This is a genomic window from Staphylococcus lutrae, from assembly GCF_002101335.1.
Taxonomy (GTDB): domain Bacteria; phylum Bacillota; class Bacilli; order Staphylococcales; family Staphylococcaceae; genus Staphylococcus; species Staphylococcus lutrae.
The window spans coordinates 659340-684166 of the sequence record NZ_CP020773.1 but is presented as its reverse complement, the minus strand read 5'-3'; the positions used below and the strand labels follow the sequence as shown (position 1 = coordinate 684166).

General features: G+C 39.8%; 25 protein-coding genes. 19 read left to right on the top strand and 6 right to left on the bottom strand.

What is annotated here, in order from left to right:
* Positions 1–34 precede the first annotated feature (34 nt).
* The 8 genes from B5P37_RS03470 to B5P37_RS03435 all read left to right on the top strand — a co-directional run bounded on the left by B5P37_RS03470 (position 35) and on the right by B5P37_RS03435 (position 7755).
* Complete coding sequence (locus tag B5P37_RS03470) at positions 35–1198, top strand: galactokinase (RefSeq protein ID WP_085236912.1); 1164 nt, start codon at positions 35–37, stop codon at positions 1196–1198.
* Between the two features lie 18 nt (positions 1199–1216).
* Positions 1217–2209, top strand: coding sequence for a UDP-glucose 4-epimerase GalE (gene galE / locus B5P37_RS03465; RefSeq protein ID WP_085236911.1), 993 nt, complete (start codon positions 1217–1219; stop codon positions 2207–2209).
* Positions 2210–2221: 12 nt separating this feature from the next.
* The gene (gene galT, locus B5P37_RS03460) at positions 2222–3715 is read left to right on the top strand and encodes a UDP-glucose--hexose-1-phosphate uridylyltransferase (RefSeq protein ID WP_085236910.1); all 1494 of its coding nucleotides are present in this window, start codon (positions 2222–2224) and stop codon (positions 3713–3715) included.
* Between the two features lie 86 nt (positions 3716–3801).
* Complete coding sequence (gene modA / locus B5P37_RS03455; RefSeq protein WP_085236909.1) at positions 3802–4575, top strand: molybdate ABC transporter substrate-binding protein; 774 nt, start codon at positions 3802–3804, stop codon at positions 4573–4575.
* Between the two features lie 9 nt (positions 4576–4584).
* Entirely contained in the window at positions 4585–5256 is a 672-nt protein-coding gene (gene modB / locus B5P37_RS03450) for a molybdate ABC transporter permease subunit (RefSeq protein WP_085236908.1), read from the top strand.
* Positions 5257–5862, top strand: a complete 606-nt coding sequence (locus tag B5P37_RS03445) for an ATP-binding cassette domain-containing protein (protein ID WP_085236907.1) — start codon at positions 5257–5259, stop codon at positions 5860–5862.
* 341 nt (positions 5863–6203) lie between these two features.
* Complete coding sequence (locus tag B5P37_RS03440; protein WP_085236906.1) at positions 6204–7208, top strand: ThiF family adenylyltransferase; 1005 nt, start codon at positions 6204–6206, stop codon at positions 7206–7208.
* Between the two features lie 16 nt (positions 7209–7224).
* Entirely contained in the window at positions 7225–7755 is a 531-nt protein-coding gene (locus B5P37_RS03435; protein WP_085236905.1) for a MogA/MoaB family molybdenum cofactor biosynthesis protein, read from the top strand.
* A gap of 117 nt (positions 7756–7872) precedes the next feature.
* Here B5P37_RS03435 and moaC read toward each other — a convergent pair whose 3' ends face one another.
* The gene (gene moaC, locus B5P37_RS03430; RefSeq protein ID WP_085236904.1) at positions 7873–8355 is read right to left on the bottom strand and encodes a cyclic pyranopterin monophosphate synthase MoaC; all 483 of its coding nucleotides are present in this window, start codon (positions 8353–8355) and stop codon (positions 7873–7875) included.
* A gap of 70 nt (positions 8356–8425) precedes the next feature.
* On the opposite strand from moaC, the gene B5P37_RS03425 reads away from it, so the two are divergent.
* The 6 genes from B5P37_RS03425 to moaA are packed head-to-tail and all read left to right on the top strand — an operon-like array spanning position 8426 to position 12508.
* Positions 8426–9685, top strand: a complete 1260-nt coding sequence (locus B5P37_RS03425; protein WP_085236903.1) for a molybdopterin molybdotransferase MoeA — start codon at positions 8426–8428, stop codon at positions 9683–9685.
* On the top strand, positions 9682–10158 hold the full coding sequence (mobB, locus tag B5P37_RS03420) for a molybdopterin-guanine dinucleotide biosynthesis protein B (protein WP_085236902.1): 477 nt from the start codon (positions 9682–9684) through the stop codon (positions 10156–10158). Before B5P37_RS03425 ends, mobB begins: the two co-directional genes overlap by 4 nt.
* A gap of 6 nt (positions 10159–10164) precedes the next feature.
* Positions 10165–10623, top strand: a complete 459-nt coding sequence (locus B5P37_RS03415; RefSeq protein ID WP_085238407.1) for a molybdenum cofactor biosynthesis protein MoaE — start codon at positions 10165–10167, stop codon at positions 10621–10623.
* A complete protein-coding gene (gene moaD, locus B5P37_RS03410) occupies positions 10620–10853 on the top strand; it encodes a molybdopterin converting factor subunit 1 (RefSeq protein WP_085236901.1) in 234 nt (77 codons plus the stop codon). The genes B5P37_RS03415 and moaD overlap by 4 nt, the downstream gene beginning before the upstream one ends.
* A gap of 8 nt (positions 10854–10861) precedes the next feature.
* On the top strand, positions 10862–11467 hold the full coding sequence (gene mobA, locus B5P37_RS03405) for a molybdenum cofactor guanylyltransferase MobA (RefSeq protein ID WP_085236900.1): 606 nt from the start codon (positions 10862–10864) through the stop codon (positions 11465–11467).
* Positions 11468–11485: 18 nt separating this feature from the next.
* A complete protein-coding gene (gene moaA / locus B5P37_RS03400; RefSeq protein WP_085236899.1) occupies positions 11486–12508 on the top strand; it encodes a GTP 3',8-cyclase MoaA in 1023 nt (340 codons plus the stop codon).
* A 285-nt stretch (positions 12509–12793) separates the two neighbouring features.
* Here the strand turns inward: moaA and B5P37_RS03395 are convergent, their stop codons facing one another.
* Together B5P37_RS03395 and B5P37_RS03390 are read right to left on the bottom strand one after the other, a co-directional pair.
* Positions 12794–14668 (bottom strand): endonuclease/exonuclease/phosphatase family protein, encoded by a 1875-nt coding sequence (locus B5P37_RS03395; RefSeq protein WP_085236898.1) that lies wholly within the window; start codon positions 14666–14668, stop codon positions 12794–12796.
* Between the two features lie 226 nt (positions 14669–14894).
* Positions 14895–15341: a MarR family winged helix-turn-helix transcriptional regulator gene (locus B5P37_RS03390; RefSeq protein WP_085236897.1), complete on the bottom strand. Its 447-nt coding sequence runs from the start codon at positions 15339–15341 to the stop codon at positions 14895–14897.
* Positions 15342–15528: 187 nt separating this feature from the next.
* Between B5P37_RS03390 and B5P37_RS03385 the strand changes: the two genes are divergently transcribed.
* Complete coding sequence (locus B5P37_RS03385) at positions 15529–16296, top strand: VOC family protein (RefSeq protein ID WP_085236896.1); 768 nt, start codon at positions 15529–15531, stop codon at positions 16294–16296.
* On the opposite strand, the gene B5P37_RS03380 is transcribed toward B5P37_RS03385, so the two are convergent.
* Positions 16287–16541, bottom strand: coding sequence for a hypothetical protein (locus B5P37_RS03380; protein ID WP_085236895.1), 255 nt, complete (start codon positions 16539–16541; stop codon positions 16287–16289). The genes B5P37_RS03385 and B5P37_RS03380 overlap by 10 nt on opposite strands.
* Positions 16542–16654: 113 nt before the next feature.
* On the opposite strand from B5P37_RS03380, the gene B5P37_RS03375 reads away from it, so the two are divergent.
* The 3 genes from B5P37_RS03375 (at position 16655) to B5P37_RS03365 (ending at position 22684) form a co-directional block, all read left to right on the top strand.
* Positions 16655–17920: a lipid II:glycine glycyltransferase FemX gene (locus B5P37_RS03375; protein ID WP_085236894.1), complete on the top strand. Its 1266-nt coding sequence runs from the start codon at positions 16655–16657 to the stop codon at positions 17918–17920.
* 237 nt (positions 17921–18157) lie between these two features.
* Complete coding sequence (locus B5P37_RS03370; RefSeq protein ID WP_085236893.1) at positions 18158–21313, top strand: efflux RND transporter permease subunit; 3156 nt, start codon at positions 18158–18160, stop codon at positions 21311–21313.
* 216 nt (positions 21314–21529) lie between these two features.
* Positions 21530–22684, top strand: a complete 1155-nt coding sequence (locus tag B5P37_RS03365; RefSeq protein ID WP_085236892.1) for an aminotransferase class I/II-fold pyridoxal phosphate-dependent enzyme — start codon at positions 21530–21532, stop codon at positions 22682–22684.
* A gap of 338 nt (positions 22685–23022) precedes the next feature.
* Here the strand turns inward: B5P37_RS03365 and mspA are convergent, their stop codons facing one another.
* On the bottom strand, positions 23023–23340 hold the full coding sequence (gene mspA, locus B5P37_RS03360; RefSeq protein ID WP_085236891.1) for a membrane stabilizing protein MspA: 318 nt from the start codon (positions 23338–23340) through the stop codon (positions 23023–23025).
* Between the two features lie 166 nt (positions 23341–23506).
* Positions 23507–23683, bottom strand: coding sequence for an SE1832 family protein (locus tag B5P37_RS11905; protein ID WP_169710771.1), 177 nt, complete (start codon positions 23681–23683; stop codon positions 23507–23509).
* 111 nt (positions 23684–23794) lie between these two features.
* Here B5P37_RS11905 and B5P37_RS03355 point away from each other — a divergent pair, with 111 nt between their 5' ends.
* Positions 23795–24706 (top strand): AEC family transporter, encoded by a 912-nt coding sequence (locus B5P37_RS03355; protein ID WP_085236890.1) that lies wholly within the window; start codon positions 23795–23797, stop codon positions 24704–24706.
* The last annotated feature ends 121 nt before the right edge of the window (positions 24707–24827 follow it).

Sequence of the window (24827 nt, the reverse complement as noted above, 5' to 3'; positions counted from 1 at the left end):
ATTGCTGTTTACTATTAAAATCGGGGTGTGAGATATGCAAAACCTAACACAAACATTTAAAGACATTTTTAATGCTGAACCCACATTGAAAGCTTTTGCACCAGGACGAATTAATTTGATTGGTGAGCATACAGATTATAATGGGGGTTTTGTATTTCCAGCTGCCATTGAATTAGGGACATATGGGGCTGCACGTTTGCGTGACGATCGGCAAATTCGGCTGTATTCCGTCAACTTCAAAGCACTCGGTGTGATGTCGTTTGATCTAGACCATTTAGATTACGACAGTCAACACCATTGGGCGAATTATCCAAAGGGGATGGTGCGCTTTTTAGTCGAACAATTTTCACAAATTAATCGGGGTTTCGATATTTTAGTGGAAGGTAATATTCCAAATGGCGCGAGTTTATCGTCCTCTGCGTCGATTGAATTATTAACAGGTCATATCGTCACTTCACTATTCAATATCGAGATGGATCGACTGGCACTTGTGAAAATGGGGCAACGTGTTGAAAATGAGTTTATCGGTGTCAATTCAGGAATTATGGATCAATTTATCATTGGATTCGGTAAGGAAAACCATGCGATTTTACTCGATACAAACACATTAGAATATCATTACGTGCCGACAGAGTTTGGAGAATATAAAATTTCGATAATGAATACGAATAAGCGACGAGAACTTGCAGAATCGAAATATAACGAACGACGTCATGAGTGTGAACAGGCTTTAGCTGTTCTACAACAACATTTAGATGTGGCTACGCTAGGTGAGATGACGATGGCACAATTTGAACAATATGCAGATCAAATTAAGGATGACGTATTAAGACGACGTGCGAAACATGCCATTTCTGAAAATGAGCGCACAAAACAAGCTTATGAAGCCTTACAAGCGCATGACTTTGAAAAATTTGGTGCGCTATTAAATGCGTCTCATGCTTCTTTGAAAAACGACTATGAAGTCACTGGACTAGAGTTGGATACGTTAGCTGAAGTTGCACAACAGGTTGATGGTGTCTTAGGCGCAAGGATGACAGGGGCAGGGTTTGCGGGTTGTGCCATAGCGCTGGTTCATCGAGATAAAATTGCTGAACTTGAGGAAAAAGTGACTGAGGAGTATACAAAAACGGTGGGCTACGCGCCGTCTTTTTATCATGTTGATATCGCGAATGGGGTACGTACTTTAGAGCAATAAAAAAGGAGTGTATGAAGAATGACTATGCTTGTTTTAGGTGGCGCAGGTTATATCGGGAGTCACTGTGTAGATCAATTGGTTGAAGCGGGATATGATGTTGCGGTTGTAGATAATTTAGTTAAAGGGCATCGTCAAGCGGTGCATACAGCTGCCCGTTTTTACGAAGGGGACGTTCGGGATCGTGAATTTTTAGATCGTGTATTTCAACAAGAATCGATTGATGGGGTTTTTCATTTTTGCGCTTATTCATTAGTCGGAGAATCTGTGTCGTATCCATTAGAATATTTCAATAACAATGTTTACGGGTTGCAAGTGCTCTTAGAAGTCATGCGCAAACATCAAGTCGAACACATTATATTCAGTTCAACAGCGGCGGTATATGGTGAACCAGAAGAAGTTCCAATTGTGGAAACAGCTTCGAAGTCACCGACAAGTCCGTACGGTGAAAGTAAACTCATAATGGAAAAGATGATGCATTGGTGTCATGAAGCGTACGGTGTCCATTATGCTGCGTTACGTTATTTTAATGTAGCCGGTGCAAAAGCAGATGGCATCATTGGTGAGGATCATCACCCTGAAACACATCTGATTCCAGTGGTACTTCAAGTCGCATTAGGTCAACGTGATGAATTAAAAATGTTTGGCGATGACTATGATACGCCGGATGGTACGCCAATAAGAGATTATTTACACGTGACTGATTTAATTGATGCACACATTTTAGCATATGAATACTTAAAAGCAGGCGGAGAAAGTGGTGCGTTCAACTTAGGAACGAATCATGGTTATTCCGTAAAAGAAATCTTGAATGCGGCTCGTGAAGTCACTGGGCGTGATATTCCAGCAGTTGTTGCGCCTAGACGTGCAGGTGACCCGAGTAAATTGGTTGCTTCTAGTGATAAAGCACAAACCGTTTTGAAATGGCGACCACAACATGATGATATTCACGACATTATCGGCAGTGCTTGGAAATGGCATCAACAACACCCGAATGGTTATGAAAACGTCTAGAGGAGGTACAGTATGGCAAATGCAACACACGTGTATCAATTGGCAGATGCTAGCATCGCGTACGGCGATTTTGAACTAGGAGATCGACAATATGTTGTGAATCAAATATTAGCGCGACTCAAAGCGGATGACATTAAACTTTTAGATACACAACAAGGGAGAGTGCCGCAAACGCCTATTGAAATCGTTAACGTTTTAATTGACGATGCGATTGAAAGAGGGGCAATTGAAAATATTCTATCAGAGCGCGAGCAACTAGAAGCAAGCTTGTTAGATTTAATCACACCTAAGCCGTCTGTGGTGAACCGTGAATTTTATCAACGTTATCAACAATCACCAGAGCGAGCGACGAACTATTTTTATAAACTGAGTCACCTCAATCATTATATTAAAGAGGAAGCTATCGCTAAAAATATTGTTTATACCGTTCCGACAACGTATGGAAACTTCGAAATTACAATTAATTTATCAAAACCTGAAAAAGATGCGAAACAAATAGAAAGAGAAAAGCATACACCGGCTTCAACGTATCCTAAATGTGCAATTTGTATGGAAAATGAAGGGTATTACGGGACGACGACATCAGCTGCACGTTCAAATCATAGAATTATTCAGATGTCCATTAATGGAGAAGCATGGGGGTTCCAGTATTCACCGTATCTTTATTTTAATGAACATAGTATTTTGTTATCTAAAGAACATACGCCTATGTTGATTAATCAGACAACATTTGAAAATCTGATTGATTTTGTGAAGCAATTTCCTCATTATACGATAGGTTCAAACGCGGATATTCCAATAGTGGGAGGATCGATTTTATCGCATAATCATTATCAAGCAGGACGGCACGACTTTCCGATGGCGCTTGCCCCAATTGAACAGTCTTTTAGTCTAGAAGGTTTTCCGGCAGTACAGGCAGGGATTGTGAAGTGGCCGATGAGTGTGATTCGATTAATATCAGAAGATACAACGGCATTGATTGCTGCAAGTGAATGGATCCGTCAAAAATGGGAAGCGCACAGCGATGCAAGTGTGGACATTAAAGCTTTTAGTGAGAGCGGGGAACGGCATCATACTGTGACACCCATTGCAAGATATCGAGATGGACGCTATGAAATGGATGTCGTTTTACGTGATAATCATCGCACAGCAGCACATCCAGATGGATTATTTCATCCGCATCAAGACGTGCAACACATTAAAAAAGAAAACATCGGTTTAATTGAAGTCATGGGAACAGCGATATTACCAGGGCGTTTGAAAAAGGAATTGCAAGCTGTCACAGCCTATTTAAATGGTGACGAAGCAATTGAACTCGGTGTACACCGCGCTTGGGCCCATGACATGAAAGTGAGATATGACTTTACCCGTGAAGATGCTGAAAAAATTGTCCGAAAAGAAGTCGGTTATAAATTTGAACGGGTTCTTGAAGATGCGGGTGTGTTTAAACGTAATGAAGCAGGACAACAGGCTTTTCAACGATTTATCACGACATTAAACGAATAATCATATAAAAATACGTTCGATATTTGCTATACTTGTTTCGAACGTATTTTTTTATTCGAAGTTGGTTTAAGGAGGAGTATAGAACGATGAAAAAGTTAATCAGTTGGATTGTATTGAGTAGTGTACTTGTCGTGATTTTAACAGCATGCGGTCAATCGTCTACATCTCAAAGTTCTAAGGAAGCGCATACTCAAAAAGAATTAACCATTTCTGCAGCAGCCAGTTTGACTGACGTGACGAAAGCATTAGAAAAAGCTTTTAAAAAAGAACATCCAGATATCGATATTTCTTTTAATTATGGAGGCTCCGGTGCATTGCGTGAACAAATCGATAAAGGGGCCCCTGTCGATGTCTTTATGTCAGCGAATACGAAAGATGTGAATATGTTGAAGGACAAAGGGAAATTGCATCAAACTTATGACTATACACGAAATCAGCTCGTACTGATTCATCAGAAAGGTAGCGATATTCGCAGTCTTCAACAACTCGGGGAAAAAGGGCAATTGGCGCTTGGAGAAGTTAAATCTGTACCTGCTGGAAAATATGCAAAAACGTACTTAGAAGATCAACAGCTTTGGACAAAAGTTGAAAATCAAATTGTTTACGCTAAAGATGTGCGTGAAGTGTTGAACTATGTAGATAAGGGGAATGCCCAGTTAGGATTTGTCTACCAAACAGATTTATATGTAGGTCAAAAACCACATGAAGGTGTTGAAAAAGTGGCAGATGCCCCACTGAAATCACCTATCGTTTATCGCATGGGGACAGTCACAGATAAGCCGGAATCAAAAGCTTGGTTCGATTTTATGAAAAGTAAAACGGCACAACAAATTTTAAAAGCATACCATTTTGAAAATTAGGTGATGATGATGGCTGAACTGATGCCATTATGGATTTCCATACGAGTTGCAATCGTCAGTACGATTATTGTGAGTATGTGCGGCATCTTACTCGCACGTATCCTCTACCATCGAGAAAATAAATGGACACAGTTCGTTGAAAGTGTACTATTGTTACCCATTGTGTTGCCACCAACGGTCTTAGGGTTTTTATTGCTGATGTTTTTTTCAGTCAATCACCCGATAGGACATTTTTTAACGGATATATTGGGAATTAAAATTGTCTTTACATGGACGGGAGCAGTGATCGCTTCAGTCATCGTTAGTTTTCCACTAATGTATCAACATACCGTTCATGGTTTTCGTCAGATTAATCCACGTATGTTAAATACGGCGAGAACGATGGGGGCGACGGAATTAAAAATTTTTTTCAAAATCATTTTACCGCTCTCTCGGCGTGCGATAATTTCTGGAATGATGCTCACGTTTGCAAGAGCGATTGGCGAGTTTGGTGCAACGTTAATGATTGCAGGCTATATTCCTGGAAAAACGAATACGCTTCCCTTGGAGATTTATTTTCTTGTCCAACAAGGGCGAGAAAATCAAGCGTGGCTGTGGGTGCTTGTGCTTGTAGCATTTGCGATTAGTGTCATTGGCATAATGAATATATTGAATAAAGACCGTTATCGTGAGGTGGATTAATTGATTAAACTCGATATCCAAAAAAGCATTCGGCAGCGTGTGATTGAAGTTCAAATACAAAGTGTAGCGCCTCGCATTTTTGCGATTCAAGGGGCTTCAGGTATAGGGAAGACGACTTTGTTGAATATAATTGCAGGGATACGCAAACCAGACAAAGGTTATATCCAAATCAACGGTCGAGTATTGACCGATCAATCTCAATCCATTCATGTCCCAATACGTGAACGACGTATCGGCTATTTATTTCAAGACTATCAACTTTTCCCACACATGACAGTATTGCAAAATATTACTTTTATGACACCCTATAATGCGCATATCGCTTATTTAATGACACGTCTCAATATTGATGATTTACGAGATACGTTTCCTGAACAATGTTCGGGAGGCGAGAAGCAACGGGTTGCCTTAGTCCGTGCACTCAGTACGAAACCTGATTTATTGTTGTTAGATGAACCTTTCTCCAGTTTAGATGAAGAGACGCGACGTGAAAGTATGCATCTCGTTAAAGGGATATTTGAAGAGTGGAAAATTCCTGTCATCTTTGTGACGCATTCAAAATGGGAAGCGGAGATGTTAGCCGATGAAGTGATTGTCTTACGATAAAAGCATTTTTGGCGTTGAAATAGTTCAAAAGAATGAAGATGAGCTGTTCTCATATTCATCGCATTGATGTAGGGCGAAGGTAAAACGATTCAGATGTGGAATCATGACATAAGGACAACAGCTGATACGATGAAGTTTAGCAGATATGCACATGTCTCATCTTTTTCATGAGGCGGTGCATTTTTGTTTTTAAAGCGAAACAAAAGAATATAGGGAAACTACGGATGAAAAATGGCGTTTTTCCTTATTGTGAATCACGTCACAATTCGGTTTAATGAATTGAGTGCGACTTAACAAAGTCTTATAATAAACAATAGTATTGAAGAAAAGGGAGGGATGACATGAAGCAAGAGCGATATTCTCGACAAATTTTATATAAAGGAATCGGTCAAAGCGGTCAACAAAAAATCAACCAAAAAACCGTTTTAATAGTTGGAATGGGTGCACTAGGCACACACCTTGCTGAAGGCCTAATCCGTGCAGGAATTGGTAAATTGATTCTCGTTGATCGTGATTATATTGAACATTCCAATTTACAACGTCAAACTTTGTTTACAGAACATGATGCAGACCAGCGTATACCGAAAGTTGTGGCTGCCAGACAGATGTTGCAAGCGATACGTCGAGACGCTGTGATTGAGATTTATATTGAGCATGTAGATGCCGCTTTTTTAGAGCAACATGTGCCATACGTCGATTTAATTATGGATGCGACGGATAATTTTGAGACACGAATGCGATTAAATGATGCGGCATATCGCTATCGTGTTCCATGGATTTATGGGGGTGTCGTACAAAGCACTTATGTCTCAGCGCCATTTATACCTGGAAAGACACCTTGTTTTCAGTGTTTAGTCCCTCAAATTCCAGCATTAAATTTAACTTGTGACACAGTCGGCGTTATTCAACCCGCTGTCACAATGACGACGAGCTTTCAACTGCGAGATGGATTGAAAATATTGACAGATACCACCATAGATGCAAAGTTAACATATGGTGACATATGGGAAGGGACCCATTTCACATTTGGGATGGGGCGGTTACAACGTGAAGATTGCGCAACATGTGGAACACAACCGTACTACCCTTACTTGAATGAACGAACATCAGGCTTTGCAGTATTGTGCGGGAGAGATACCGTTCAATATCAGCACCCTGATTTAAGCTATACTGAATTGAAAAGTTTTTTAGACTCACGAGGCATACGTTATCATATGAATGACTATTTATTACAATTCAAGTTCGAAAAGTATCGCATTGTGGCATTTCAAGAAGGGCGTTTGTTGATACATGGGTTAAAAGATGCTGCGCAAGCCCAAGTGCTGATACGAAAACTATTTGGTTAGATGAAGGAGTGAAGTTATGCATACGAATGTCAGATTAGATCGCGCAATTCGCTGTGCAGTATTAACGATTTCTGACACGCGAACGGTTGAAACAGATAAGGGAGGACAATGTGTTCAAGATCTACTAAAAACAATTGATTGTGAAATTCAGCCTGAGCATTACACGATTGTGAAAGATGAACAAAAGGCGATAACCCAGCAATTGGAAAAATGGTTAACAGAAGAAATCGATGTGATTGTGACGACAGGCGGAACGGGGATTGCGCCGAGAGATGTGACGATTGAAGCGGTTGTACCCCTCTTGGATAAAGAAATAGAAGGATTCGGCGAGTTGTTTCGTTATTTAAGTTTTACCGAAGATGTGGGGACACGTGCATTATTATCGCGAGCTGTGGCAGGAACGTCAAACAAAAAATTAATATTTTGCTTACCTGGGTCTACAGGTGCAGTTAAATTAGCGTTAAATCGGTTGATCTTACCTGAATTGACGCATTTAGTTTACGAAATGAACAAATCTGGGAGCGGAAATGCACATTGCAGTGGATAGAGACAGAACGCCATGATACGGTATGGAACTGAAAAAGCCGAGAAGTCTCTCGGCTCATGTAGTGCAGATGAGTGGTCCTTGTCTTTAACACAGTTTCAGAATAGATCATAATGTCTGTTAAGATTGACGATCAAAATCAGACTTGCCGCCCGTTTTTTTAATGAGATACGTCGCACCAATGATCATTCCTTTATCCACTGCTTTACACATGTCATATATCGTCAGTGCAGTGATTGAAGCGGCTGTTAAGGCTTCCATTTCTACACCTGTTTTGCCAGTGGTAGAGACCGTTGTAGTGATGTGTAAAAGGTATTGGTTATTCGATATCTCCCAATCGAATGTGACGTCGACACCAGTCAGCGGTAAAGGATGGCACATTGGAATGACGGACGCTGTGTTTTTAGCCGCCATAATTCCTGCGATTTGTGCGGTGTTTAAAACATTTCCTTTTTTGTTTGTGTTATGGGTAATTTGATTATAAATGGTTTCATTAACTTCAATGCTTGAATGCGCAATAGCAGTACGTTTTGTTATGTTTTTATCAGAGACGTCCACCATTTTGGCATGACCTTGTGCATTGAGATGTGTGAATTCAGACATGCTATCCCTCCTTCTATAATGCAAGGTTAAGTATAGCATGAAATATATAATTTGTTAGGAGTGCATCATTATGTCAGTAGAAAAAAGACATCCCATACCGGTTACTGAAGCAATTCATAGAGTCCTTTCACAAAACATCGTGACAGATAAAACGATGGTTAATATATACGAGAGTGAAGGTTATATTCTAGCAGAAGATATTGAAGCGATATTTGACATTCCACGTTTTGATAAATCACCCTATGATGGTTTTGCGGTAAGGAGTGAGGATACTCACGGTGCTTCACATGACCATCGTATTGCATTCCAAGTCATTGATCATATCGGTGCCGGGAAGGTATCGGATAAAGTGCTTGAAGCGGGACAAGCGATACGGATTATGACTGGGGCGGAAATGCCAAAAGGTGCGGATGCCGTCGTCATGCTTGAGCAAACGGTTGAAACGGAAAAAGGATTCACTTTGCGTAAGCCATTTGAAGCGTTTGAAAATGTGTCATTAAAAGGGGAAGAGACGAAAGCCGGGGAGATCGTATTAACTGCGGGTCAGCGGATTAATGCGGGTGCTGTTGCTGTATTAGCGACATTTGGCTATGTAGATATCCCAGTTTATCGTAAACCGACTGTCGCTGTTATTGCAACGGGGAGTGAGTTAGTAGATATTGATGCGCCACTCGAACCGGGCAAGATTCGCAATTCAAATGGTCCGATGATTCATGCATTGTTACGTAAAGAAGGTATCGACGCCATCAAATATCAAATTCAAACAGATGATTTTGAAAGCAGTTTAGCCGCAATAAAAGAAGCGTTTCTTAAACATGACATGGTGATTACGACGGGAGGTGTCTCCGTCGGGGATTTTGATTATTTACCTGATATTTACAAAGCGCTCAATGCCGATGTCCTTTTTAATAAAGTTGCAATGAGACCGGGAAGTGTAACAACTGTTGCAGTAGCGGATGGAAAGTACCTCTTTGGCCTCTCTGGAAACCCCTCTGCGTGTTATTCTGGTTTTGAATTATTTGTTAAACCCGCACTTTATCACATGATGTATGCAGAAAAATGTTATCCTGTGATGATTCGTGCGACACTAATGGAAGATTTTAAAAAGGCAAATCCGTTTACACGCTTTATTCGTGCAGAGGTTGTACTCACTGGTTCTGAAGCGACCGTGAAACCTTCTGGATTCAACAAGTCTGGTGCCGTTGTATCCATTGCACATAGTAATGCAATCATGGTCTTGCCGAGCGGGACCCGAGGATTTAAAAAGGGCTATCAAGTGGATGTCATGCTCACATCATCGGAACTTTATCAACGGGAGCTACACTTATGATTTTGCAAGTTGTAGGTTTTAAAGACGTGGGTAAGACGACTGTAATGCAAGATTTAGTGACGTATTTTAAACGTTTAGGTTATCCGGTTGTGACGATTAAACATCATGGTCATGCAGGGGATGAGATTACATTACCGGATGCACACTTAGATCATATGCGACATTTTCATGCAGGGGCAGATCAAAGTATTGTCCAAGGACATCAATATATTGAAAGCGTCCAAAAGTATGACCAAATGCCTTTACAGACTTTGATTGACGAATGTGTTACCATTGACGAAAGTGTGATTTTAATTGAAGGATATAAAAATGAACATTACGATAAAATTATTCTCTATCGTAATGATGAAGAATATAAACAGTTACAACAACTGTCAAATGTCAAATATGCACTGAAAAGAAGTGCAACCGCCACAGATGATACTGCATTTAAAGCGTGGTTGGCTGCATGGGTGTTAAATGATGAAGGGTGATTGGGATTGAAACAATTTGAAGTCGTCACACAGCCAATAGAACCAGAACAATACCGTCGTTTCACGTTGAATGAAAAACAAGGTGCGATTGTCGTTTTTACTGGGCATGTCCGTGAATGGACAAAAGGTGTGAGAACAGCGTATTTAGAATATGAAGCCTATGTACCAATGGCAGAAAGAAAGCTTCAACAAATCGGGGATGAAATTGCTGAACGATGGCCCGGGACTATCACAGCGATTGCACATCGCATTGGCGCATTACAAATATCAGATATTGCAGTGTGTATCAGTGTCTCATCACCACATAGACAAGACGCATATGCTGCAAATGAGTATGCGATTGAGCGAATTAAAGCCATCGTCCCTATTTGGAAAAAAGAAATTTGGGAAGATGGGGCAGAATGGCAAGGACATCAAAGAGGATATCATGAAGATGCAATCAATGAAGGAGGACTTTCGTTGTGAAAGTACTGTATTTTGCTGAATTAAAAGAGCTGATCAATCGATCGGAGGATGTTTTTCATTTTGAGGATGAAGTGGCTGTAGAGGAATTGAAATCCTTTTTATTCGAAACGTATCCAGTCATACAAGGGAAGAAGTTTCAAATTGCAGTAAATGAAGAGTTTGCACGTGCGGATGATCGCATTCAACCTGATGATGTGATTGCCCTCATCCCACCAGTCAGTGGAGGTTAAGTTAAAATATGAAAGCAATTATATTGGCAGGGGGGCGTTCTGAACGTTTTGGCGCACCGAAAGCATTTGCACGAATTAACGGAATGACTTTTTATGAAAAACTGATTGAAACACTCACTGCTACAAATATGTTTAATGAAATTATAGTGAGCACGAATCACCAGCTTTTACCACAATTTCAAATTGAGAATGTCGTGGAGGATGTACCGAAATATCGTGATAAAGGTCCACTAGCCGGCATTTATAGTGTGATGCAACGCGATACAGAGGAAGATCTTTATTTTGTCATTTCGGTAGATACGCCAATGGTGACGAAGAAAGCCATCAGTCATCTTTATCAATTTATGGTTGCCAACCTCATTGAAGAGAAATTGGATATTGCAGGATTTATAGAAAATGGTAGACCCATACCAACGATTGCTTTTTATCATAAAAGCGTGTTACCGATTATTGAAAAGGCATTGCAATCGGATGATTTAAGTATGAAGCATGTTTATGAACAAGTGTCCACTGATTGGATAGAGACGCAAGCCATTGATGCACCGAGCTATTGGGCAAAAAATATCAATCATCAACAAGATTTGGCATCATTAGAAGCTGAAATTGCGAAATAATTTAAAGGGGGGCGCAATATGGCAGACCAAATACTTGATAAATTGGGTAGACCCATACGTGATTTGCGCATTTCCGTAACAGATCGGTGTAATTTTCGTTGTGACTACTGTATGCCAAAAGAAATCTTTGGTGACGATTATGTGTTTTTGCCGAAAGATCAGCTTTTAACATTTGAAGAAATCGTTCGTGTCACGCGGTTATATGCACAGTTAGGTGTTAAAAAAGTGCGCATCACTGGTGGAGAACCTTTATTACGTCGTGATTTACACCAGCTTATAGCTAAATTAACACAAATTGAAGGCATAGAAGATATCGGTTTAACGACCAACGGATTGTTATTGAAAAAACACGGTCAAAAACTGTACGATGCAGGCCTTCGTCGAATCAATGTCAGCTTAGATGCGATAGATGACGCTGTATTTCAAGCGATTAACAATCGTGATATTAAAGCAGCGACGGTTCTAGAGCAAATCGACGAAGCCCTACGAATCGGATTAAAAGTAAAAGTAAATGTCGTCGTTCAAAAAGGCGTCAATGATGACCAAATTCTTCCTATGTTACACTATTTCAAAAATAAACCTGTGATTATTCGTTTTATTGAATTTATGGACGTTGGAAATGACAATGGATGGGATTTTAGTAAAGTGGTGACAAAGGAAGAAATACTCGAACGTGTATCAACTGAGTTTGATATAGAACCGGTTTCACCAGCGTACTATGGAGAAGTTGCCCAATACTATCGTTATGCAGGCACACAAGCTCAATTCGGTTTAATCACGAGTGTCTCCGATTCGTTTTGTGCTACTTGCACGCGTGCACGATTGTCGTCGGATGGAAAATTTTACGGATGTTTATTCAGCACGGGAGATGGCTTTGATATTCGTGCATTGTTGAGAAGTGGTGCATCGGATGAAGCGGTACTGCAACAGCTAAAGGCATTGTGGGGAATACGTGATGATCGCTATTCTGACGAAAGAACGAAGCAAAGTGTGATGCAACGACGTAAAAATAAGATTAATATGAATTACATCGGAGGATAAAAGGACATTAACGGTGGGCATATAATGTGAACAATCGATTGACGCTCGAACAGAGTTGTGCGGTAAGGCCTATTAAATAAAAGGAAAAATCGGAAAGTGGAAATGAATATGGTCATTTCACCTTTCCGATTTTCTATTGCGTCCATATCATTTTGTGATATGAATGTTGACGACTTCATTTGTTTTAAAACCAAAACAACGCGGTTGTGACGTCGGAATTGAAACGCACACAATGCGAAGTCAGCAAAGTGTTGGCGCAGATGATCACTTGCTCGTGCGCATCAATTATTTTTTAGCTTTCTTAATCTGTTTTGAAAAGTCGATTTGTGCGAGGAGTGGATCATGATCACTTGCACGTCCAGACCCTTCAGTGAAATCGCTATTCACATGAATCATGTCGAGTTGGGTCTGAGCAGATAAATGATTTGAGACTAACACATGATCGAGCGTTTGTGTATTCCCTTGATAAACGTATGAGTAACGTTGGTTTTGAGGAACTTGATTGACCATATTGGTTAACCCAAATGACTCTAATGTTGTCAGAGATTTTGTCCATTGAAAATCGTTGTAGTCACCTACAGAAATCACATGAGCTTTAGGGTTTTGGCGCTGCACTTGAGCGACGAATTCACCAATACGTTTTGCAATTTCGACACGTTGAGGTTCAGAATGTAAAACGACTGGTTGTTGGCTTCCAAATAAACCATCATCGCCGCGCTTAGATTTCCAATGATTGGCAATCGCAATGATTTGCTCCCCTTTAAAATCAAATTGTGCCGCTAATGATTTACGTACATCCTTAAACGCAGGATCTTGAGGTGCAATTCGCCCTGGATTAAGCGTTAATTGTTGGCCTTGATAACCGACTGCTGTATGGGCATCTCCAGGTTTGATACGATCGTTGAAAGTCACGCGCTTTGGATTGTATAAAAAGCCAACACGAATATTGGCATCGGGTTGTCCGCCATCGACATTATTATCAGGATCGATATTGACATAACGATAAGTCGGTCCGCCAGCATTTTCAATAGCTTTAATCAGACGTTCATAGGATTGGTTGGCTTTTGTATCCCCTTTACCAGGTCCGTTGTTATCCTGTACTTCCGTTACACCTACAATATCCGGTTGTTTCATACTATTGACAATACCATTTGCTAGTTTTTGCGCTTTATCATCACTCGAACTTTTAACTGAGTTTGAAAAGTTCTCTAGATTATATGAAGCAACAGTTAATTTGTTTTCTGAAGACTTTAATTTTGTCGCAACGGGTTTAGTTCCCCCTTTTTTGTATGCCTTTTCCATATCTTTGTAATCGATATTGACTTTATAATTTTGATAACTGTAGTTGACATAGCCGATTAGCGGTCCTTTAAAGATATCGCCCGTGACAACATTGAAGTCTTTAGCACGTTGTGTGTCATCATTAAGTTTAAAGGCAATCCGTTGGCCATTTGCTTGATTCTCTTTCAACAAGATACCGCCATTTTTAGTTTCTGGTGCTGTGTCGTTTGTCACTGTGAAAATTTCACTGTGTGATTGAGGGCCAACACTGCGAACTTGATCGACTTGTACACGCATCCCTTCTAAAGATTCCCAGTAATCCATCGCGTATGTATCAGGTTGAAATGATTTAAATGGTTGATTTGAAGCGATTTGTTGCGGGACTTTTTTAATCTTTATCGGTTGAGGAAGGGGTTGGTTTCCTTTGATGACAGTGATGTGCCCTTTGTGATCTTCACGTGCATCAATTTCTGTCACAGGTAAATCGGTCGTTTGTTTTTCTGCATAACCTTCAATGGCATATTCACGTACAGTACCTGTCACTTGTGCAAGGTCACCGACACGTACGTCAGGTTTTTGTTTACCCGCGTAGACAATCAATGCTTCTGAAGTTGTAGGATTATGATCTTTCAATTGATCGGGCGTTTGAAAATGGAAGTAATAGTTATTGTTCACTTTGTAAATATATGTGACAATGCCTCCTACCTTATCGACATGTTGATCTTTAAAAGGAGAATCGTGTCCTGCACCTTGAATATCATGAATTTGAAGTGGTGTGTGTGATGATTGCTGGGCATAGGCGTTCGTGTGACTGCTGAGGGTGACTGTTGATGTGAGTAAACCTAAAAGTAGCGTTGTGACGATGTGTTTGTTTTTCAAAATATTGCCTCCTTAAAATGATAACTTTCTTGATAAGTATACCAAATTTAATTTATAAATATTATAAAATTTGGATAAATTTATTGTGAAAGTTTGAGGCTGTTATAAGAAAGTGATTTTAGGCATAAATGTGTTGTAGCGAAAAAAGCGGGGGGAGAAAGAGGTATCATAAAGGCGAGGATCCCTCATCCATCATATGTTCACATGATGAGATGAAGGTTTAAGGTTAAGACGTTTCAGTTTGAAGGTGATGTCTAATCGTTTGATAAATATTTTCAAGCTGATCAGCAAGTTGATTGAGTTCGTCTTTTGACATGGAGAGTGTCTCTAACATCTCTGTTTGCAATTGACTGATTTGTCGAGAAAGCTGTTTGTGAATGTCTTGGCCTGACGGAGATAAATATAACAATTTTTCTCTTTTATCGATTTCTCCAGGACACACGGTAAGCCATCCTTGTGCATCTAATGCTTTGAGCACTTTTCGCGTCGTCGGTTTTTCGATCGAACGTCGCTTCGATATTTGAACGAGTGTTGTACCAGGACTTATTGCAATATCTTTCATCACGAGCCATTGTGCAGGATGAAGCTGATATTGATCGAGTAACGGTTGCATCAATTTGATATAAGGGCGATAAAGTTGTGTGAACTGATCAAAAAGTAGTGAAGGGTGCATGATGTCATCCTCTCTCATTAATTTGAAATATTTGTTTTAATTATACTACTATATTCAACTGCAATGGGTATAGAGAAAAGATGTCATTCAAAAGAATAACGTTGTCTTTGAATGTATGAGAATTCTGTCCCACGTCTAAATTATTTGATAGAATAAGATTATAGCATGAGAATTGGGAGGCATACACATGTTAGATATAGAATTTGATCACGTGATTCATTATATCGATGGACTAAATCAATTCGAGTTTCCTGGGAAATATTTGGAAATTCAAAACGGGGGTCAACATGAGGCGCTCGGTACATTTAACCGCCTTGTCCATATTGATTTAACATATATTGAATTATTAGATATTTTTCATCAAGGAAAAGTGAAACAGCAAGCAAAATCAGATGCCGGAAAACATTCGTTTGCGACGTCAATTATCGATAGTGGATACAAACAAGGCTTCAAAAAAATATGTTTTAGAACGCATAATCTCATGCAGCTAAAAGCACAGCTTGAAGAAAGAGGACTTGAAACGGTGGGGCCACTGAAGATGACGCGTGAAAATAAAAAAGGTGACGTCATTCACTGGCAGTTATTATATATTAATCATCATCAATTCGATGTGATGATGCCATTTTTTATTGAATGGCAAAAATCGGATGAAGCGCGGGAAGCAGAATTCCAACCCTATTTCCACACGCATTTAACTGTAGATATGATTGCTTTAACGTCTTACCAAAGGCAAACGATGGTCAATCATTGGAAGCATTGGTTTGATATGGAAGAAATTGAATCTAGCGAACGTTATACAATCCTTCAAAGACGGGAAGGCACAGTGAAATTTAAAATCACGGAAGGCAAGGAAAATGAGATTGAAGGCATTCAATTTCTTGATCAATCGATTGATGCACCGATTGCCATTCGCACACGAGGGGCGAGTTATCAATTTATTCCACATCACACATAAATCGTTGTGTATACGGCATGCAGGATGAGTAAAATGTGAATCGTGGTCACCCCAACAGTGAACACAGCGAGTTTTAATTGTTGTCTGGTCTGATGAAGAAGGATGAAATAAAGGCCTAAGACAAATGAAAAAGCGACAAAAATGATACGCAAACTTAAAAAATCGATACCTATATGAAAAATAAGACTGAAAATCACAAAGATAATATTGATGAGTGATAATAAGATTAAAATCAATTGACGCATAGTGACACCTCCAGAAAAATGAAGTACATACAATGACAAGCATCCAGTATGTGTGTCAATGATTATACTAGAAAAAAAGGTCAGACGATAACAAAAGGAGTTTTATACGAGAAATGAAACGCATGAATATTACGGATCAAGCACATGATGCATTTGTTAAAACACATCCTACTGGAGACTTATTACAGTTAACAAAATGGGGAGAGACAAAGCAGTTAACCGGTTGGTACGCTAAACGTATTGCTGTAGGAGAAAATGGGGAAATAAAAGGTGTTGCGCAATTACTGTTTAAAAAAATTCCACGCACGCCCTTTACAATATGTTATGCTTCGCGTGGTTTCGTCGTTGATTATACGGACATCAATGCAGTGAAAGCATTATTAGCTGAAGCGATTAAAGAAGCCAAAGCTGAAAAAGCTTATACGATTAAAATTGATCCAGATGTAGAGGTGGATCACGGTATGACGGTCGTTCGAGATTTATTACAAATGGGCTTTCGTCATAAAGGTTTTAAAGCAGGCTTGGCTAAAGATTATATTCAACCTCGGATGACAATGATTACCCCTATTGATCAATCAGATGAGGCATTAATCCAAAGTTTTGATAACAGAAATCGTTCAAAGGTGCGACTGGCTTTAAAGCGAGGGACGAAAGTCGAGCGCAAAGGCCGTGAAGATTTAAAAATATTTGCGGATTTGATGGCAGAAACAGGAGCGCGTGACGGCTTCTTGACGCGTGATTTCTCTTATTTCGAAACGATTTACGATGCACTCCATCCAGAAGGGGACGCAGAATTATTTTTAGTTAAACTCGAGCCTCGACCTGTTTTATCAGAATTAACCGCAGAACAGGAAAAGTTACAAGCGGAAGTGAATGCATTAGCGGAAAAAGATCAAAACAACAAAAAAGTACGTAATAAAATTAAAGATGCAGAGCAGAAAATGCAGAAAAATGATGCTTTAATTAAAGATATGGAGGCTCTAGAAAGTAAACATCCAGAGGGGATTTATTTGTCAGGGGCGTTACTGATGTTTACGGGTTCAAAAGCATATTACCTATATGGGGCTTCTTCCAACCATTACCGTGATTTTTTACCGAACCATCATATGCAATTTAAAATGATGCAGTTTGCACGTGAAAAAGGCGCAAAGACATATGACTTTGGTGGGACAGACAATCAACCTGATAAAGACTCGAGTCATTATGGATTATGGGCGTTTAAAAAATCATGGGGGACGCGTTTAAGTGAAAAAATTGGAGAATTTGATTATGTACTTAATCCAATCATTTATCAAATCGTTGAACAATTCAAACCACAGTTGACACAGCTTAAAATCAAAATGGTTCGCCGTTTAAAAGAAAGACAACAACGAAAATAAAAATATAAAGCGCTACACTTACAGACACAATACCAAGGCATGGGGGCTTGCTGTGTATAAGATAAGGGTAGTGCTTTTTGAAATAATAAATCAAAGACATCATCAGAACACGCCTTTTATCAATCGTTCAGGGCGTGACTTTATTACGCTATTCAACAAGAAGTGAACAATATTATATTGAACCACTGTGTTTCATACGTGTTTTTTATTAAGGGAGAATGGAAGGGAGAGAAGAACATGGTTAAAAAACTGATTGATTTTTCTTTGTCGAATAAATTTGCCATTTTATTAATGGTGATACTTGTTATCCTTGGTGGGAGTTATGCAAGTTTTAAAATGAGATTGGAACTGTTACCAGATACAGAGCCACCACAACTGACTGTAACAACAGTGATGCAAGGGGCGACGCCTGAAACGGTAATGAAAGAAGTCAGTGACCCTATAGATGAAGCGGTTAGAGGTATGGCCGGTGTAACAAGTGTCAAAGCGCAATCGCTCTCTCATGCGTCGATGATTACAATTCAATTTAATGAGAATACAAACATGGATAAAGCAGAGCAGGATGTAGATAAAGCGTTAAAAAAAGTCACATTGCCAGAGCAGGCAGAAAAGCCTGAATTGACACGAAATACGATGAATGCTTTTCCAGTGGTTGCTTATTCATTCCTGCATCAAAAAGATGATGTTACGGTAACGACCAAAGCAGTCGAAGAACAATTAATCCCTAAATTGCAAACGATTGATGGTGTTCAACGGGCAACAGTCAATGGACAAACCGAACGAAAAGTGACGGTGCAATTTAATGAACGTCAATTGCAAAAATTGGGACTCAATGTCAAAGATGTGTCTGATTATATCAAAGCTGCAACGCAAGAATCAGCACTTGGATTATTTCAATTTGGTGACACAGAAAAATCCGTTGTTATTGATGGTCAATTCACGTCTGTGGAAGCTTTAAAAAATTTGAAAATTCCATTAGCACTCGCCGCTCAATCGTCTAGTGCATCATCTCAAGGGACGCAAGGGACAGAATCCTCGCAAGGTCAGGTGCCTTCAGCAGCGATACAACCGTCAAATGATCAACGGACGCAATCTGTTGCATTGGATGAGCTTGCAGACATTAAACGTGCAGATGAACGTAAGTCCATTTCAAGAACGAATGGTCAAGATGCTGTTGATGTCCAAATCATAAAAGCACAAGGCGCTAATACGGTTGCAGTTGCAAGAGAAGTAGACAAAACAATCCAAAGCTTTATAAAAGATCATCCAGATTTGAAATCCGTTAAAATTATGGACACGGCGAAACCGGTGACTGATGCCCTTAACACAATGATTGAAAAGGCGTTACTCGGTTCGATTGTGGCGATTATCGTGATCCTTTGTTTTTTAAGAAATTTTAGAGTGACAGCCATTTCAGTTGTCTCTATTCCATTATCTATATTAATTGCGATGATGGCGCTTAAATTAACAGATGTTTCTCTCAATATTTTAACGTTAGGTGCACTGACCGTTGCAGTGGGACGTGTCATTGACGACTCTATCGTGGTCATTGAAAATATTTATCGACGCTTAACGCGTAAAGATGAACGGCTTGTTGGGGATGCTCTCATTGTGTCAGCAACTAAGGAAGTCTTTATCCCTATTATGTCGTCAACGCTTGTGACGATTGTTGTTTTTGCACCATTGGCATTTGTGACAGGGTCTGTGGGAGAACTGTTTAGACCTTTTGCATATGCGATTACCTTTAGTTTGTTAGCATCTTTGCTCGTGTCGATAACGATTGTACCAGTGTTAGCAGCACTTTTCTTTAAGAAAGGACTTAAAACCCAACGTGCTCACCGGTCGGAACTTGGTAGAGTGGGGAGAGGTTATCAAAAAGTGTTGAAATGGAGTTTAAATCATAAATGGATTGTCATGATTTTAAGCACATTGATACTCGTTGGAAGTATCATACTCGGTAGCATGAATATCGGTACAAGCTTTATTTCATCGGGTGACGATAAGTTCATGGCTTTAACTTATACAGCAAAACCTGGTGAAACGGAACAAAAAGTACTGGCACATGCTAAAGAGGTAGAGAAATATTTATTGTCACAACGCCATGTTCAAAATGTGCAATATTCTGTAGGAGGGCCGTCACCAGTCGACCCAACCGGTACGACGAATAATATGGCGATGATGGTCAAGTATGATTCAGATACACCCAATTTTAAAACAGAGCCTGAACGTGTGCTCCGTCACATTAAGACGTATCATCATGATGGGGAGTGGAAAAATTTAGACTTAGGTACGGGCGTAGCTTCAAATACGCTTAACGTTGAAGTGACGGGTCCATCTACAGCAGCGATTGAAAACACCGTCAGAACAATTGAACAAAAAATGTCAAAAATAGCTGGGCTCACGAATGTCAAATCAGATTTAACTGAAACTTATGCGCAATATGAAGTGAAGGTGGACCCGAATAAAGCTTCACAAGCGGGGATAACAGCAGGTCAGTTGGCGATGATACTCAATCAAAATGCGACACAGATGACCATTTCAAAAGTAAAAGAGGACAACCGAACTTATCAAGTGGTTGTCAAACGCGAGAAAGAGACGCAATGGACGAAAGAAAAATTAGAGCAATTCCGAATTCCTGCTCCAAATGGTGTCAAACTGACTTTAAGTGATATCGCCACGTTAAAAGAGACGTCTACACCGAATGCGTTAGTGAAAAAAGGTGGAGATTTTGTAAGTACGGTTTCCGGCACGATTACTGGAAATGATGTTGGAGCGATTTCACAAGAAGTGATGCAGCAACTGAATCACATAAAGACACCAAGTGATGTGCATACCTCATTAGGTGGCACGAATGAAGATATTACTCAGGCCTTTTCTCAATTGGCCATTGCGATGTTAGCGGCGATTATTATCGTCTACTTAGTACTGGTGTTAACTTTCAAAGGTGCATTGGCGCCATTTACAATACTCTTTGCGTTACCTTACACTGTTATCGGTGTTGTCATGGCACTGATTTTGACAGGAGAAACGTTATCCGTACCGAGCATGATTGGTTTACTCATGTTGATTGGTATTGTTGTTACGAATGCGATTGTACTGATCGATCGTGTAATTCATAATCAGAGCGCAGGTTTACCAATGAAAGACGCTTTAATTGAGGCAGGGGGCACACGGATACGTCCTATTTTAATGACAGCCATTGCAACCATTGGCGCATTAATCCCATTACTTTTTGGTCAAGACAACTCGATACTCATCTCTAAAGGTTTAGCGGCAACAGTAATTGGTGGATTAGTTTCCTCAACATTGCTCACATTAATTGTTGTACCTGTCATTTATGAAATTTTATTTACGATTAAAGAGAAATTATCTCGACGTAAAAACAAGGCGTAATGCATTGACGTAACGGCGTTCCTTTTGTAAGATGAAAACATTATCCCTGAACGGACATCGTCTCATCTTAAGAATAAAAAAGGGCTGGGATAACGAATAAATTTCGTGCTCAGCCCTTTCTATATCTGTGGAAGCATACGTTCAAAATGAGACGTCTCGTTAATGATGCGTTTAAAGAAGAGATTTTAACTCGGAGAGATGTGAGGAGTGAGGAAGTTGACTTATACAACGATTTTAAATGAGATACCTGATAGTTATTTCGGAAAAACAGTGGGAAAGAAAATAGAGCACGGGCCATTGCCTTTGATTAATTTAGCGGTAGGCATTCCAGATGCAGATACGCCGACACCCATTTTAACAGCACTTCAAGAAGCGATTGTTAAACCTGAAAATCAAAAGTATCTTGCTTTTCAAGGGAGAGAGACTTTCAGACAGGCGATTGTAGATTTCTATCAACGTCAATTTAATGTGACGTTAGATCCAGAAAAAGAAGTGTGCTTGTTTTATGGGACTAAAAATGGTTTAGTGGCGTTGCCGACTTGTGTGATTGAGCCCGGTGAAGAAGTCTTGTTACCCGATCCAGGGTATACGGATTACCTTGCCGGTGTCCTACTAGCGAGAGGTGTTCCGAAGCCATTAAAATTAAAAAGTGAGCGGCATTATATTCCCGTGTGGGATGAAGTCGACACCACACAAACAAAATTGATTTATTTAACGTATCCGAACAATCCAACCGGCTCGGTAGCGACTCCTGAGTTTTTCCAAGAGACAGTCGATCGATTTCGTGATACACAAACAAAAATTGTACATGATTTTGCGTACCAAGCATTTGGCTTTGATCAGCCAAATCCAAGTATTCTTCAAGCAAAAGGTGCAAAATCATGTGCAATCGAAGTCTTTTCATTTTCAAAAGGCTATAACATGTCGGGCTATCGTGTAGGTTTTGCAGTAGGAAATGAAGAGATGATTGCGAACCTTCAGAAGTACCATACCCACACACAAGCCGGAATGTACGGTGCATTGCAAGAGGCTTGTACAGTGGCTTTAAATGAGTGTGATGATGTTTTAGAGGCGCAAAATGAAGTGTTCAGACAGCGACGTGATAAAATTGAAGCGGCTTTGAATGCAGCGCAAATACCTCATGAACCAATTAAAGGCGGTATTTTCTTATGGTTAAAATGCCCTGATCAGTTCTCGAGTGATGCGTTTATTGAGTATTTATTACAAACGCAGTCTATTCTTGCAGCGCCAGGTCATCCGTTTGGTGAAGAGGGTGAAGGTTATGTTCGACTGTCATTTGCTATTGATAACGACCAACTTGAAACAGCGATTGAACGGCTCGTTGCGTTAAAAGGACTGTATCACCAATAGGAAGGCATGTTAGAAGGATTAGATTTCTTAATACGAATGCTGCATTGATAGGTGTGAAGTCAGTGCAATTTCAATAAAGATAACGACACTAACCAATGGGGGGCAGGATCCAACGCGCGAAGTTGATTATCGCGTGTAGCCCGAGTCACTAACGTTGCGCATAGGTGTCGTTGTCTTTTTATCTTTTTACTAGGTTCATGTTGATGAGGGAGGCTGTTGTAAATCAGTGGTTGTTGGGATTGCAGAATCACACAAAAAACTAACGTCATCATTGCAAGGGGACAACGTTAGTCGGTCAAGCAGTCGATAATTTTTGAACACATTTGTTGTCATCCACCTTAGACAAATACAAATGCGAGTATGACATAAATGGCGAGAATAAAAAGTGTCATCATATTTAAAATACGCACACCTTTTTCATCATTTTTTCTATGCTTGAAAGCTGTAATTTCAACATTACCTATGAGTAGTAATAACACCACAAACAACCACCATGTTTCTGCGGGGTAGTATACAAGCGAAGTGGCAACCACTATGATGAGCAAAACGCCCATGATAACACGTAGTAGTTTTGGCATTAAAATACGCATTTTAAAAATACTGATATAGCCCACCACTAGGTACATAAAAGGGAGTAAAATTAAGTAAGCTAACATGAAGTACATCCTTTCTATTTCTTGCTGAAGTAGTCAAGTGTTGGACAAATTCTATAAAGATTGAAAGTGACAGCATCTTGACTTGGCGAACGACACATGAAGTTGAGCGATTGAATCACATGTACGTTGCATGTCATCTATTTTAATTTGAACAACAAGTGCCACACTATAAATGATCTTGCTGATGAAGCTGTTGACGAACTGTGGCCATTTGAAGTTCAAGTTGTTCAAGTTGTTTAATGAGTGGATCGACTTGTTGAGATGTGGATTCACGTTTTTCAAGATCATCCTGTAAACGTATATAATCCATTTTCAGCTCTTGTAACTGTTGTTCTAAGTTCATAAAGTGCCGGCACCTCCTTATATCAATCTTCACTATTATAGCATGTAAGTATTGTTAAATTAAATCTTTTTACAACAACATAAAATTAACTTTATTTGAAGGGGGGATTGCATGACAGAGCGATTTTTGATGATTTTATTTTTGATTGCACTCGGTTATACCTTAAAACGTTTGGGTTTCATTAATGGGAAAGATAGTCGGGTTATTTCGGTGCTCGTACTGAATGTCACATTACCTTCAGTTGTCATTGTCAATTTAAATCATGTTCATCTAAGTTTATCATTAGCCGTTTTGCCCGTTATGATGGTGTTATACGGAATCGTCACAAAAATACTGATTGCCTACCTGTTTATAAAATACAATAACGAAGTAAGAGGGACAGTAGCGACGATGATGGCAGCGTTAAATATCGGTATTTTTGCGTACCCGCTTGTACAACAAATTTGGCCTGAAAAAGGATTGTTGTACTTCGGAATGGCAGATATTGGTGGCGCAGTGGTGATGTTCGGCTTGACTTACTTTGCTGCGAGCTATTTTAAACAAGTGGGTGGTGGTTTGAACCCACGACAGATTGGATTCAATATGGTGAAGTCAGTGCCACTCATGACTTACCTTATCATGCTTTTATTGAACATTTTCAGTCTCCATTTGCCGGCGATGGCGATTGATTTTTTTGAGATTTTAGGACAAGCGAATTTGCCACTTTCGATGATATTACTAGGTGTATTGATGGACTTTAAAATTGAACGTCGCTTTTTACCACTGACTTTAAAATACTTAGCTTTGCATTATGGATTTGGACTGTTCTTTGGGACATTGGTTTACTTTTTCTTACCTGTCGAAGATGACATGATTAAAACGACATTGCAGTTGATTTGGTTACTTCCTGTTGGTGTAGCGGCATTATCTTATGCCGTACAATTCAAATATCGTACACTGCCCGTGATCGCCATGGCGAGCAATGTCACGATTGTAATCAGTATCGTGATACTCTATTGTTATCAATATTGGTTTGTCCGATAAGTTGAGAAGAAGGCGGGGGTCATACGTCAATACATTTGCTGTGATGCTCAAATGTATATCTAGAATAAGCATATAAAAAATCGTACGTAGCGGATGGATGAAACGCTACGTACGGGTCTGA

What these genes read in the sequence shown, in the direction of transcription:
- modA (WP_085236909.1), top strand. Translation starts at nt 3,802, where the DNA reads ATGAAAAAGTTAATCAGTTGGATTGTATTGAGTAGTGTACTTGTCGTG.
- B5P37_RS03390 (WP_085236897.1), bottom strand. Translation starts at nt 15,341, where the DNA reads ATGCACCCTTCACTACTTTTTGATCAGTTCACACAACTTTATCGCCCT.
- galE (WP_085236911.1), top strand. Translation starts at nt 1,217, where the DNA reads ATGACTATGCTTGTTTTAGGTGGCGCAGGTTATATCGGGAGTCACTGT.
- moaC (WP_085236904.1), bottom strand. Translation starts at nt 8,355, where the DNA reads ATGTCTGAATTCACACATCTCAATGCACAAGGTCATGCCAAAATGGTG.
- B5P37_RS03370 (WP_085236893.1), top strand. Translation starts at nt 18,158, where the DNA reads ATGGTTAAAAAACTGATTGATTTTTCTTTGTCGAATAAATTTGCCATT.
- galT (WP_085236910.1), top strand. Translation starts at nt 2,222, where the DNA reads ATGGCAAATGCAACACACGTGTATCAATTGGCAGATGCTAGCATCGCG.
- moaA (WP_085236899.1), top strand. Translation starts at nt 11,486, where the DNA reads ATGGCAGACCAAATACTTGATAAATTGGGTAGACCCATACGTGATTTG.
- B5P37_RS03435 (WP_085236905.1), top strand. Translation starts at nt 7,225, where the DNA reads ATGCATACGAATGTCAGATTAGATCGCGCAATTCGCTGTGCAGTATTA.
- modB (WP_085236908.1), top strand. Translation starts at nt 4,585, where the DNA reads ATGGCTGAACTGATGCCATTATGGATTTCCATACGAGTTGCAATCGTC.
- mobA (WP_085236900.1), top strand. Translation starts at nt 10,862, where the DNA reads ATGAAAGCAATTATATTGGCAGGGGGGCGTTCTGAACGTTTTGGCGCA.
- B5P37_RS03355 (WP_085236890.1), top strand. Translation starts at nt 23,795, where the DNA reads ATGACAGAGCGATTTTTGATGATTTTATTTTTGATTGCACTCGGTTAT.
- B5P37_RS03375 (WP_085236894.1), top strand. Translation starts at nt 16,655, where the DNA reads ATGAAACGCATGAATATTACGGATCAAGCACATGATGCATTTGTTAAA.
- B5P37_RS03470 (WP_085236912.1), top strand. Translation starts at nt 35, where the DNA reads ATGCAAAACCTAACACAAACATTTAAAGACATTTTTAATGCTGAACCC.
- B5P37_RS03440 (WP_085236906.1), top strand. Translation starts at nt 6,204, where the DNA reads ATGAAGCAAGAGCGATATTCTCGACAAATTTTATATAAAGGAATCGGT.
- B5P37_RS03425 (WP_085236903.1), top strand. Translation starts at nt 8,426, where the DNA reads ATGTCAGTAGAAAAAAGACATCCCATACCGGTTACTGAAGCAATTCAT.
- mspA (WP_085236891.1), bottom strand. Translation starts at nt 23,340, where the DNA reads ATGTTAGCTTACTTAATTTTACTCCCTTTTATGTACCTAGTGGTGGGC.
- B5P37_RS03380 (WP_085236895.1), bottom strand. Translation starts at nt 16,541, where the DNA reads ATGCGTCAATTGATTTTAATCTTATTATCACTCATCAATATTATCTTT.
- mobB (WP_085236902.1), top strand. Translation starts at nt 9,682, where the DNA reads ATGATTTTGCAAGTTGTAGGTTTTAAAGACGTGGGTAAGACGACTGTA.
- B5P37_RS11905 (WP_169710771.1), bottom strand. Translation starts at nt 23,683, where the DNA reads ATGAACTTAGAACAACAGTTACAAGAGCTGAAAATGGATTATATACGT.
- B5P37_RS03385 (WP_085236896.1), top strand. Translation starts at nt 15,529, where the DNA reads ATGTTAGATATAGAATTTGATCACGTGATTCATTATATCGATGGACTA.